Below are 12,927 nucleotides of genomic sequence, written 5' to 3'. Positions count from 1 at the left end.
TATGTGTAAGGGAAGGATTGGACCATTTGTTGAAATACGATTTGTAAAATGCTTTCACTCATGTTAGATTCAAAGGTTATTCTAAAACGAAAAATTCAACTATGTCAGATCAGAAGACGATTTGGGGCCACCCTAGAGGGCTAGCCACGCTTTTCTTTACGGAAATGTGGGAGCGGTTTAGCTACTATGGTATGCGGGCTCTACTTATTTTATTTATGGCCACTGCCGTTACGGAAGGTGGTTTAGGTTTTGATGATAAAACCTCCGGAGCCATTTATGGCCTCTATACCATGGGTGTGTATTTGCTAGCACTACCTGGTGGTTGGTTAGCCGATCGTTTATTTGGTCTTAAAAAGTCAGTTTGGTATGGTGGTATCATTATAGCATTGGGCCACTTTACGATGGGAATACCTGGGATAATGCAGCTCTTTTCTGGTGCTGCTGAGAAAGCTGAGTTGACTGCCTTGGATACCAATGCTTTTTTCTTGGGACTGATTCTTATTGTTATCGGTACGGGTCTTCTAAAACCGAATATCAGCTCAATTGTCGGACAGCTTTATGCACCTGGAGATAGCAAGAGGGATGCAGGCTTTTCTATATTTTATATGGGTATCAACATAGGAGCCTTTGCAGCGCCATTGCTTACGAGTGCCGTTGCAGAAGTGAATTGGCATTTAGGTTTTGGTCTTGCCGGTTTTGGTATGGTCTTAGGCCTTATTCAATATAAATTGACTTCTAATAGCCTTTCTGATGTGGGAAATGCTCCTGTTATCGAAACACCGGAGGAGCAAGAATCGCAAAGTAGCCTGAAAAAAACGACTACTACTATTGTAGGTGTATTAGGCATTCTTCTCGTGTTAATGTTCGCTGGAGTAATTCCAGTAAATGCAAGTGCTATTGCCAATGTTTCAGGAGTTGTAATTGCTATCGTAGCCTTTTCTTATCTCGGTTACATTATTCTTTTGGGTAAACTGGAAGCCAGTGATCGTAAGAAGGTGATTGCAATGGGTGTTGTCTTTGTTTTCTCAGCTATCTTTTGGTCAGGCTTTGAACAGGCAGGATCTACTCTCAATTTATTCGCAGAGCGATTTACGGATAGATCCATCTTCGGCTGGGAGATGCCAGCAGGATGGTTCCAATCTGTTAACTCAACCTTCATTATCCTGTTTGCCCCATTCTTTGGTGCGATGTGGATTTGGTTGGCCAAAAGAAATCTTGAGCCAAGCTCACCTTTGAAATTCTTCTTCGGACTATTTGGTGTGGCGGCAGGCTTCTTCGTGATGTACTTTGCAGCAAAAATTGCTGCTTCAGGAGACATGGCAGCACCTACTTGGTTGATCTTTACTTACCTCTTCCATACTTGGGGAGAGTTGAGTTTAAGTCCGGTAGGCTTGAGTTTGACAACCAAATTGGCCCCTAAAGGCTATCAAGGGCAAATGATGGGAATCTGGTTCCTTTCTGTATCACTCGGTAACCTATTGGCCGGGCTGATCGCTGGAGAAGCAAGTGGGGGAGATGCCGAAGCATTGGCCAATATGCCTTCTCAGTATATGACCATTGTACTAACCACTTTTGGTGCAGCCTTGCTGTTATTGGCATTTAACAAACCATTGAGGAAACTCATGGGTGATGTACATTAAAGAATTGAAGCCCCGATTTGATCGGGGCTTTTTTATACCATTTAAACCCTAATCAATATGAAATACAATTTGAAGAAACTAGGCAGCTTACTCGTATTGTTTTTGTTTGTTACAACGGCCTGTGATGTATCGGTCAACTCATCATCTGATGATTTTAGTATCGATTATAAGAAGTACACCTTAGAAAATGGCCTTGAGGTAGTTTTGCATCAAGATACTTCAGATCCAATGGTGGCCGTAGCGGTACTCTACCATGTAGGTTCTAATCGTGAGAAGGTTGGTAAGACAGGTTTTGCCCATTTCTTTGAGCATATGTTGTTTCAGAATTCTGAAAATGTGGGGGCGGGTAACTTCATCAAAAACATGAATGACCTTGGTGGCTCTTTCAATGGAGGAACGTGGACCGATGGAACGGTTTATTTCGAAACAGTTCCTAGTGATGCGCTAGAACAAGTACTTTGGATGGAGTCTGACAGAATGGGCTTCTTTATCAATACTGTTTCAGAATGGGGGCTTGAAAACGAAAAGCAAGTTGTAAAGAACGAAAAAAGACAAGGTGTCGATAACAGACCCTATGGACACAAAGAGTATGTTCAACTAACCAATCTTTATCCTGAGGGGCATCCTTATAGCTGGGATGTTATCGGTAGTCTGGAAGATCTTCAAAACGCCACTATTGATGATGTTAGAGAGTTTTATGAAAAGTGGTATGGAGTGAACAATGCCACTCTTGTTATCGCTGGAGATATTGACGAAGCGGATGCCGAGGCTCTAGTAGAAAAGTACTTCGGGGAATTGGAGCCACGCGAAGAGGTTGAAGCAATTGAGCCCATGCCTGCTGTATTGAATGCCAATAAGCTACTTTTTCATGAAGATAAGTTCGCTAACCTACCTGATCTGGAAATGGTATGGCCAACAGTGGAAAAGTACCACCCAGATATGTGGGCGCTTGATCTTCTAGGTCAAATATTGACTGATGGAAAGAAGTCAGCCTTATATAAAGTGATCGTGGAAGAAAAGAAACTAGCGCCCTCTGTCTATACTTTTAATAGTTCTAATGAGATCGCTGGAACATTTAAGTTAGGTGCTCGAGCTTTCGATGGTACTAACCTCAATGATCTGAAAGCTGCTTTTGATGAAGCTTTTGAGCGGTTCGAAACAGAAGGATTCTCGGATGCTGATTTGGACAGGATTAAGATTGGCTTGGAAACTAACGTTTATAACTCTGCCTCAAGTGTATTCAATAAAGCATATCAGCTTGCTGATTATAATACTTTTGCTGGTGATCCAGGATACATAACAACAGACCTACAGAACAGCTTGGCTGTTACGCGTGAAGACATCATGCGTGTCTACAACCAATACATTAAGGATCAGAATTTCTTGGCGACCAGCTTTGTGCCAGTAGGACAAGGGGATTTAGTACTGGATGGTTCCGTAAAGGCATCTGTGGTGGAGGAGGCCATTGTTCAAGGTGCTGAAGGTAATCTTGACAAGTATGAAAAGGATGTTGAGTTTGTTAAAACGGCATCTAAAATAGATAGGAGTACCGCACCTCCATTGAAAGGAGAGTTGAGTTTTACTCCACCATCCATCTCGAAAGCAGCCTTAGCGAATGGGATGAACGTACTGCACATTTATCAAGATGAGCTTCCAATGGCACAATTCAGCATTCGTATCAAAGGAGGAATGCTACTGGATCAGCCAGAAAAAGTTGGAACCTCAGCATTATTGGATAACATGATGATGGAGGGTACAGCGAATAGAACTCCTCAAGAACTTCAAGAGGCAATTGGTCAATTGGGTGCAAGTGTCAGAGTATTCACATCTCAAGAGTATATGACCATTTCTGGGAACTGCTTGGCTAAGAACTATGATAAAGTACTGGCTTTGGTTCATGAGGTGATTACCCAGCCTCGTTGGGATGAAGCTGAATTCGAGAGAATCAAAAGCTCTGCATTGAATTCTATCCAACAACGCAATGCCAATCCCAATGCGATTGCTTCAAAAGTTTTTAATAAAGTATTGTATGGTGAAGACCATATCTTCGCAAACCCAGTTTCTGGTACTGCAAGTTCTGTGAGTGGAATTACATTGGAAGACTTAAAGGCATATTACAACACTAACTTTTCTCCGTCTATCGCTTCTTTTCATTTTGTAGGAGCTATTAGTGAAGAGGACGTGGTTGGGTCTCTAGATATTTTTAACGATTGGGAGCGCAAAGAAGTAAACTTTCCTTCATATGAGATCAAGGCGCCATCGTTAGATTCGCGCATTTACTTTGTGGATTACCCGGATGCAAAACAGTCGGTTATCAATATCGGGCGTGTGAGTATGGAGGGCGATAATAGTGACTATGCTGCGGCCACCATGGCTAACTACAAGTTGGGGTCAGGTTCTGGTTCCATACTCTTCAAGAAGCTCAGATTAGAAAAAGGGTATACCTACGGTGCCTTCTCTAACTATTCAAGAAAGCAGAATGGTACCGCGTTTACGGCAGCTTCGAGTGTAAGGAGTAATGTGACAAAAGAGTCAGTAGAACTCTTCAAAGAGATTTTGGACAACTACGGTACAGAGTTTTCTGAGGAGGATATGAACTCGACCAAGACTTCCATTTTAAGAAGTAATACGCAGTCTTATGAGACTTTGGGTAGTTTGGTAGGAATACTACAGAACATTTCTACTTATGACCTTCCTTTGGATTATGTGCAAAAGGACGAAGCTACACTTAAGTCAATGGACGTAGCTGAGGCCAAAAGACTAATTGCCGAATATATGAACCCTGATAAGTTAATCTATGTAGTAGTGGGAGATGGTAAAACACAGCTTAAAAGATTGAATAATGTAGGTCTTGGTAAACCAGTTTTGGTCAATAAAGACGATGAGAGCTTAGTAATCAAGAAATAGAATAATAGCAGTAAATGAAAAGCTCTTTCAGTATATGAAGGAGCTTTTTTTATGTCCTAATAATCAGTGGATAATCTCTTTGACGGTGTGCTGCAATTCCGGAACAACCAATTCTTCAAACCAAGGGTTCTTTCGCATCCAAATGCCATTTCGAGGTGAGGGGTGAACTAAACAGAAGTAGTTTGGTAAATAGACTTCAAAGTTCTTGACAGTTTCAGTCAAGGTTGATTCGATGCGGTTACCTAAATAATACTTCTGGGCATACTGACCGATCAGCAAGGTGAGTTTTATGTTTTTGAGGTGGTCAAAGATTTTTGTGTGCCATTCTGGAGCGCACTCTGGTCTTGGCGGGAGGTCTCCAGACTTACCTTTTCCAGGATAACAAAAACCCATTGGCACAATTCCAAATAGATCTGTATCGTAGAACTGATCGTCAGTCACTCCGAGCCACTTTCTTAAGTTTCTGCCAGATGCATCATCCCAGGGAATTCCTGAAGCATGCACTTTGGTTCCTGGTGCCTGGCCAATGACTAGAATTCGTGATTTCTCACTCAGCGAAACTACCGGATTAGGTTCATGTGGAAATTTGCCTTCACAAATGCGACAGGCTTTGATATCTGATAATAGGGTTTCGAAGGGTTGGCTCACTTAGGATCAACTTGATTTCGTTGCATCGTAAATAAACGAAATGATAAGAGAAAGATCAGGAATAAAAGAGCCGCAGCAGTGTAGAAGGTTATGTTGCCGACACTTCCATATAACCAACCGCCAATAAGCAGGCCTAAGATACTCGCTAGACTTCCTGCACTATTGGCTACACCCTGAACAGCACCTTGCTGCTCATTGCCGGCATATTTGGATAATAATGATAAGAAAGAGGGCCACATCAGACCATTACCCAAGGCAAAGAAGACCAGGGCACTGTAAGTCAATACCACATTAGAAGAACTTATCAGTAGAAAGTTTCCAACCAGCATAAGACTACCAATGGCGATGAGAAGTTCATCGGAGGCGTGTTTAGAAAGCCTACTGAGCAATGGGCCCTGAACTAAAATCAAGAGACCACTCATGATGGAGAAGAAGATGCCCAGTTCGAATGCTGTCCATTCTAACACCTTTAGGGCATGCATTGGAAACGATACATAGAAGAAACTAAAACCCAGAAATGTGATGAAGTAGATCAACAGCATAAAAGGAATATGCTTGACTTTTAACACTGCCTTCAACCCTTTGTCTGGACAGTCTTTTACTTCATAACAGTCTTTTTGCTCCGTAGCGAAAAGCTTGCTGAGTTTAAATTGTTTCAGATCAGGCTTAACCAAATCCGGTTTGGATTCTGGAAGTCTAAACCAAATTACATAGAGCGCGACCATGGAAATAAGCATGGCGGCACCCACAGGTAGGGCTTCTTCGAATTGTGTAGCCCCCAGGAGCCCTGCAATTGTAGGACCGAGAATGAATCCTAGGCTTGATGACATAGCCATTTTCCCGAAGTTGGCTTTTCTGGTTTCATCTGTGGAGACGTCAGATAGGTAAGCATTAGCCACGGAAATATTTCCTCCAGTAATACCGTCTAGCGCTCTAGCGGCAAAGAGAACAATAAGAGGGACTGTCAATGCAAAACTGCCGATAGTCGTGCTTTCGGCTTCCCATAATATGGTTTTGGGGGCAAAAAGAGCTACCATAAAAATTGCCCAGGCCAATAAGGTTCCTGCCTGGCTTAAAAACAGAATTCTCTTCCTTCCATACTTGTCTGACCATCTGCCCAACACAGGTGCACCGAAAAATTGGAAAGCGGGATATACGGAACCCATAATACCATAGATAAACTCATTTCCACCGAAATCATTGACCAGGAATACTAGAAAGGGCAAAACAATACTGTAACCCAGCGTTCCAATGAAGTTGACAGTTAATACCGGGAATAGTGTGGGCTTTGCATCTACAGACATCAAAGTAGGTGGTTTATGGACGACATGACTTTAATTTCTTCGGGTTCATTGCTGGCAGCATTTAATTCTAAATCCCACCAACTGGTACTGTGCCATTGTCCTAGTTTGAAACCTACATTTTGCATTTCTCCAATGTGCTTGAAACCCATGCTTGTATGGAACTTGATACTTGCATCATTGGGTATGGTGATCACGGCTATTGCTTTTCGAAAGCCCATGAACTTAAGTAGCTCAAGTAGTTTAGTATAGAGCTTACGAGCAATGCCTTGCCTTTGAAAGTTTGGGTGCACATAAACGGTTACTTCTTGATTCCACTGATAAGCCTGTCTTGATCTATGCGCTGTACCATAAGCATAACCAGCAATTTGCCCATTGACTTCGGCTACAAGCCAGGGCGATTTTGAGGAATACGCTTTGATCCGATCAGAGAAGTTTGAAACAGTGGGTACCTCTGTTTCAAAAGAGGTAGCGGTCTCTAGAACAATAGGTGCATATATTTTCAACAAGTCTGGTGCGTCCGATGGTTGCACAAATCGAATGTTGATTGAAGGCATAAACCAATTTAGAAAATTTCACTAAACGGGAACATCACTTTTGTAAAATGGATCGATATACTTTTTGATTTTCAGGTGTTTTCTAATTTTTTCAATAAGCGTAGTGATGTGTACGAACAGAGTTTGTCGTCTAGAGATCAATGATGGCTTCGCACAAAATGGACAAGTATGGAGACTATGATCTGATATATGTAGTTGATTTGGCCGGTACCGACTTTTTTTCCATTAGCATTGGGTACCTTTTCCATGAAACTTAAATGCGCTGTAGAAATAGATATTTTTTTATGAATTTTGGAGATCTAATAGGCTTCGATTTATTTATCTAAATCGTTCGGTACCGTATATAAATCTAAGCCATTTGGCGTGACATTTATATAATGATCATCATCTATCCAAAAAGTGTTATGCTTGCTTTCAGGTTCAGATAGTAGTAATTGTCCGGAAGGGTTACTCGCACTAAACCAATAAAACCCATCATTAGCACCATAAGAATTATCATGAAATTGTTGATAAATTATAATTGGCTTTTCAGCGGGATTTTTTCCATTAACCACTGACATCGATTTTCGTTGCTTTTCAGGTTCTTCAAGAATGATATTTCCATTTTCATATACTACTAATTTTTGAAAACTGAAAAAATCATCGTCTTCGAAAGAATAAAGTGTTCCTTGTACCTGCTCCTTCACATTATCATAGGCTATAATGTTAAAGTCTTGCTCACCGGCCAAGTCAAATTCTTGTAAACCAGAGTTTGGTAATACACGAGAATTACCTAGCCAAATGTGGTCTATTCTAGGTTCTCTCATTCTGAAAAAGTCAAAACTGACTTCAGTTAATTCATCGTTGGTTGTGTTGATATGGTATGAGGCAGGCTCAGTTTGCACAGGACGAGCCACTAGTATTCGGTCGTCAATTACTCTTGAAAAACGACCATAACTATAAGATACTTCCGTTATCCTTTTCTCTTCTTTGGTTAATAAATTTTTACGTACTAGGAGTGCTGAATCTGAGGTAAGAAATTTATCTCCATCATACTTTGTCACATAGTAATACTCATAGTTAGAAATAGCGCGAATGTCACTTGCTCTAAAGTTTTCTTCTAACAAATTATTTTCTCTAGTCCGCAAATTGTAACTATATAACCGAGCATTGGAAATACCATCAGAAGGATGAATCGAATAAAAAAAGGTAGACCCATCAGGAGAAAGGTCATATTCGTACAGAAAGTCATCGAACTCAATTAATCGCTCGCTTTGAATATCATTTACATACCGGTGGGTATAGTTAAGTACAGGTATTTGATAAATAGTATCATTATACTCTCTTCTTACCTCAAGTAATAGGTCAATTTCATTTTGAGGAAAGGCGTGTTCTATATTGATCGTTAGCAAAGACCTGTTAAGTGATTCTGGCGTAAAAACTGCTAACTCGGTGGTATCTTGTCCTGAAGTAATATAAACCTTTGCTGTCTGTTGTAAGTCGCTTTCATTCAAACGGATGTCGAGTTTGTCTTTTCCTTTTACTAATAGACGAAAAGGAATGCTTTCATCTATTTTGACAGGGTTCATGTCTTCTGTAATTGGCTCAATTTCCTGTTTCTGACAGGCCCAAAACAGACAAAGAAGTATACTCAGAAGAAAATAGGGTCTAATCTTTAGCATAATGATCTTTCTGTTGTCATGACTAAATTAAAGTAAACTTATTCATGAAATTAAGCAATAAATGTACCAGAATTGTTTCTCTTTGTAAAAGGCTGTTTGTCTGATTGCGAAGAGAATAATCATATCTTCGCGGAAAAATCTGTGTCATGGAGACTGTTGACTTAGTCTATATTGTTGACCTGGCAGGAACCTGTGTTTTTGCTATCAGTGGTTGGTTACTGGCTTCAAAAAAGCAGCTGGACTTTTTTGGAGCTTCTGTGATTGCCTTTGTGACCGCAATTGGTGGAGGCACTATTCGAGATTTACTGATTGGTAGTCAGCCTGTTGGCTGGTTGCAGGATGCAAATTACCTGATCGTTATTGCGGTGGGTATTCTTGCCGGAATGTTCTTTAGAAAGGTCTTTGAAAGGTTGAGAAAGACAATGTTTCTTTTTGACTCGATAGGAATTGGACTGTTTACCATATTAGGAATACAAAAGACATTGGCCCTTGGGCTGTCTCCCGTGGTCGCTTTGATCATGGGTACGATTTCGGCAGTCTTTGGAGGTGTTCTCCGAGACACTTTTGTTAACGAAATCCCTCTGATCTTTCGTAAGGAGATATATGCCACCGTTTGTCTAGCGGGTGGAGGTCTCTATCTCTTACTTCAACAGTCTACTATTGACCCGGGCGTTCAAATGATAGTCACAATTACTTTTATCATTGCTATTAGAATCTTGGTAGTAGTAAAGAACTGGTCTTTACCTTCGGTAAAGTGAAACTCTACTCATATACCACCTTGTCTGATAATTCAAACCACTGTGCATACATTTCCATATGAATGGCTTCCACACGATTACGTTTTACCTTTAGTGTAGGTGTCAATAGTCCATTGTCAACTGACCAATCCTCTTTCATGATGATGGCTTTTGCGATTTTCTCAAACTTCTCAAGCTTAGGATTAAGTTCATTAATTGTGTTTTGAAGGGATGCTTCCAGTTCAGCTTTGCTTTTTGGCTTGCCCAACTCAGAGACGACAATAAGGGCGATAGGTTGAGGAATTCCCGTACCAACCACACAGACTTGATCGATGTCACCGTTCTTTAGTAGCTCCAGTTCAATAGGAGCTGGACTAATATACTTACCCTTATCAGTCTTGAATTGGTCTTTTACACGGCCTGTAATGGACAAGAATCCATCATGATCAAACTCTCCGATGTCTCCGGTCTTTAGAAAACCATCTTCCGTGAACATCTCCGCTGTTTTTTCGGGTTCCTTATAGTAACCTTTCATCAAACAGTCATTCTTGATCAGTATTTCTCCTTCTTCCGAGAGTTTTGAAGTTACCCCTGGCAGTGGTCGGCCGACAGTTCCAAATTTATTAGCACCAGGCAGGTTAAAGTGGGAGAGTATACAATCTTCCGTCATCCCATAGGCCTGATTGATTTCAATACCGAGTTTTCTATACCACTCCTGCAAACTTTTAGCAATAGGCGCAGCGCCTGAGAAGTTAGCTACTGAAGCATTGAGCCCTAGTTTTTGCCTGATTTTCTTTTTGATGATATTTCCCAGGATTGGTAAGCCGGTCAATCGATCCAACTTCTTCTGAGGCATTTTTTCAAGCAGTTTCTCCTGAAACTTCTGCCAAATTCTGGGTACTCCAAAGAAGGTTTCAGGTTGTACGGAAGCTAGATCTTCTCCAAATGTATCAAGCGATTCTGGGAAACTGACTTCGGCACCCCGATATATAGCAGACAGCTCTATTCCGGCTCTTTCAGCAATATGTGTCATGGGCAAGTAAGAGAAGTAACGCGGTTGGCTTGGCATTTTGATCGCTTCTACCGCGGTATTAATTAAGGTGTTAAAAGAGCCAACAGTATGCATAACACCCTTAGGATTTCCGGTGGTCCCGGAGGTATACATGATGGTCATCAACTCTTCTGGATTTTGGGCAGTCAAACCTTCCAAAGCCTCATGTGAATTGATCAGTTGATCCCAACCATGTTGCTCATTCACACCATACATTTCGACACCAATAATCGGGATATCTGGGATGCCTGATTTCTGTTGGCTGTAATCATCGAGCTTACCTACAAAGATTGCCTTAGACCCGCTATGGATAAGGATTTCGTTGATAGAATCAGCACCAAGTGTGGGGTAGATTGGGATGGAGATACATCCGGCCATCATAATGGCCAAGTCCGCCATGATCCAGTGTGCACAATTTTTGGAAAGAAGGGCCACGTGGCTACCTTGCTGGAGTCCCATTCGCTCTAATGCGGAGGCAATCTTCCGGATTTCCTGATCGGCTTGTTCATAAGTATATTCCTTAAAAACCCGATTGATGGGTTGTCTTAAGAAGGTTTTTTGAGGCGTGGTATTTACCCAATGGGCAAAGGCCTCCAATGGAGTATTGAATCTTTCCATAGATGAGTCAGAGTTTGGCTAACAGAAATATAGCGAAAAACTGCGGACACCTGTAAAGAATGCCTTAGAAAACCCAACCGATTCTGAAGTTGAGATCGAGGTTGGCCGATATTCTGTTACTGGGCCTATTTGAGTCATATTCTACATCAAACCATTCCCAATTACCGTCACTGAATACATAGTCTGGGTTGGCTCCAATCACGTTCGTTCTACGGTATCGTAAGCCAACTCCGAAGAATGCATCGATGACAAGTCTGTCTGAGAAATAATGCTCTACACCGATTCTTGGCGTGAAGGAGATAAACCTTTTTTCTACAGGTAGTAACTGTAAGACTTGGTCATTCTCGAAGTTATCATCATCAAAATTCTCAGGAATCAAAAAGGTATACTCTGCCTCATGATCCTTTTTGAGATATTGAAAACTCAACGAAGTATAGATTCGGGAACGCTCTTGGTTTCTCAAATAGTATTTGGGGTTGAGTTCTATCCTGAAGCCATCGGCATTCCTTGAATAGTTGGTGTTGGCAGCTAGTAAGTATCGCAGGTTTGTTTGTATCGCAAAGCGATGACCAATGAGCCTTTGATAACCAACTTCTATTCCCGGATGGTATGTTCCACTAACCGAAGTAGGTGTAATGGAAATGCGATTTTTTAGTGCTATGCGTGTTTTCGGCATTGGAAAATAGGGAAGGTAACTGACGCTTGACTCATCCATATCCACGAAAACTCGCTTGGGATAACTGAACTTTTTACCGCTGATTTCATCTACCAAGAAACCACCGAAATAGGGGGAGAATAGATTGAGCCCGTAGGTCCAATTCTTTTTTGACCCAATACCAAGTGCGCGCGAGGTTGAATCATTGAAAATCACTATATCAAGTGGGCGTTTTTCTTTTTTGACGACTATTTGAAAGTCCGTTTTAGGAGTCTCCGTTGTATCACCTTGGTAGATATAATTTACGGCCTTTGTCGACCTGACTGTTACGACCTGATGTGATTTATTAAACAGGGTTGCACAAGAAGAGCAGGAGAGGACCAGAGCAATAAAGATTAATAGTTGTTTCGGGTGCTTCATATTGAAAAATTGAATGCAACATTGTTGCAATATATCTTACTTAACCTAAAATCAAGGTATTAAGTATACAGTTAACAATAACTTAATCTTGATGTGCCGCTTTATAGAGGTTTATGGCCTTTAAGTAATTGATGCCTCCTTGTTTGGTTTGGTCATAGAGAAACCCATCCAATTCAGGCTGATTGTCCTTTATGTAGTTTACTATTTTTGATCTGTTTTCGTCCCATAGATCCCAATTGAACAGGATAAATTCTACGGTTTCAATACTATGAATTTTACCATTTTTAAAGCTAAACCGATCACGGTAGATAGTAGGTTCTTCATTGAGGAACAGAATTCGAGGATCGGACTTAGATACTTCTACCATAATATCATCGCTTGCTTCTTCTATTGCTATGACCTTATACTTTGGTCGAAATACGGAATCCCATTGGAGTTTTAGATAGAAGCTGTCTTTTGAGGCTATATAACGATAGTCGTTCTCTTTCATTCTGACGCTATCGTAGAAGTAGTCTGAGACGACTTGCAATTGAAAATTATTAAGCGATGCGTAGTAAGCCTTAATTAAGTCTTTTTCATTTGACTGTTGAACCCTTGAGTTGCAAGAGAGTAGTGTCAAAGCAATACAACTAATCACTAGGCATATTCTTTTCATAGGGAAGAGGGTTGTCTATTGAATGATTGGGCATTAAAAAAGCCCACCCGATATAGGGTGGGCTTTTGATAAATCTA

General features: G+C 41.0%; 10 protein-coding genes. 3 read left to right on the top strand and 7 right to left on the bottom strand.

Going from position 1 to position 12,927, the window contains the following annotated elements; genetic code table 11:
• Positions 1-101: 101 nt before the first annotated feature.
• Positions 102-1,640 carry a peptide MFS transporter gene (locus BFP97_RS06880; RefSeq protein WP_069841705.1) on the top strand — a complete coding sequence of 513 codons (1,539 nt, stop codon included), beginning with the start codon at positions 102-104 and terminating at the stop codon, positions 1,638-1,640.
• 57 nt (positions 1,641-1,697) lie between these two features.
• Positions 1,698-4,547 carry a M16 family metallopeptidase gene (locus BFP97_RS06875; protein WP_069841704.1) on the top strand — a complete coding sequence of 950 codons (2,850 nt, stop codon included), beginning with the start codon at positions 1,698-1,700 and terminating at the stop codon, positions 4,545-4,547.
• A 63-nt stretch (positions 4,548-4,610) separates the two neighbouring features.
• Here the strand turns inward: BFP97_RS06875 and BFP97_RS06870 are convergent, their stop codons facing one another.
• From BFP97_RS06870 to BFP97_RS06855, 4 genes are all read right to left on the bottom strand, one after another.
• Positions 4,611-5,195, bottom strand: coding sequence for a uracil-DNA glycosylase family protein (locus BFP97_RS06870; protein ID WP_069841703.1), 585 nt, complete (start codon positions 5,193-5,195; stop codon positions 4,611-4,613).
• Positions 5,192-6,499, bottom strand: coding sequence for an MFS transporter (locus BFP97_RS06865; protein WP_069841702.1), 1,308 nt, complete (start codon positions 6,497-6,499; stop codon positions 5,192-5,194). The genes BFP97_RS06870 and BFP97_RS06865 overlap by 4 nt, the downstream gene beginning before the upstream one ends.
• Positions 6,499-7,053, bottom strand: a complete 555-nt coding sequence (locus BFP97_RS06860; protein ID WP_069841701.1) for a GNAT family N-acetyltransferase — start codon at positions 7,051-7,053, stop codon at positions 6,499-6,501. The genes BFP97_RS06865 and BFP97_RS06860 overlap by 1 nt, the downstream gene beginning before the upstream one ends.
• 314 nt (positions 7,054-7,367) lie before the next feature.
• Positions 7,368-8,714: a hypothetical protein gene (locus BFP97_RS06855; RefSeq protein WP_069841700.1), complete on the bottom strand. Its 1,347-nt coding sequence runs from the start codon at positions 8,712-8,714 to the stop codon at positions 7,368-7,370.
• 146 nt (positions 8,715-8,860) lie between these two features.
• On the opposite strand from BFP97_RS06855, the gene BFP97_RS06850 reads away from it, so the two are divergent.
• Entirely contained in the window at positions 8,861-9,472 is a 612-nt protein-coding gene (locus BFP97_RS06850; RefSeq protein WP_069841699.1) for a trimeric intracellular cation channel family protein, read from the top strand.
• 4 nt (positions 9,473-9,476) lie between these two features.
• Here BFP97_RS06850 and BFP97_RS06845 read toward each other — a convergent pair whose 3' ends face one another.
• The 3 genes from BFP97_RS06845 to BFP97_RS06835 all read right to left on the bottom strand — a co-directional run bounded on the left by BFP97_RS06845 (position 9,477) and on the right by BFP97_RS06835 (position 12,850).
• Complete coding sequence (locus tag BFP97_RS06845; protein ID WP_069841698.1) at positions 9,477-11,120, bottom strand: AMP-binding protein; 1,644 nt, start codon at positions 11,118-11,120, stop codon at positions 9,477-9,479.
• A 64-nt stretch (positions 11,121-11,184) separates the two neighbouring features.
• Entirely contained in the window at positions 11,185-12,195 is a 1,011-nt protein-coding gene (locus BFP97_RS06840) for a hypothetical protein (RefSeq protein ID WP_069841697.1), read from the bottom strand.
• Between the two features lie 82 nt (positions 12,196-12,277).
• Positions 12,278-12,850: a hypothetical protein gene (locus tag BFP97_RS06835; protein WP_069841696.1), complete on the bottom strand. Its 573-nt coding sequence runs from the start codon at positions 12,848-12,850 to the stop codon at positions 12,278-12,280.
• Positions 12,851-12,927: the final 77 nt, after the last annotated feature.

The sequence above is a fragment of the Roseivirga sp. 4D4 genome (genome assembly GCF_001747095.1).
Taxonomy (GTDB): Bacteria; Bacteroidota; Bacteroidia; order Cytophagales; family Cyclobacteriaceae; genus Roseivirga.
The sequence above is the reverse complement of the archived record's forward strand: the minus strand, read 5'-3'. Positions and strand labels throughout refer to the sequence as shown.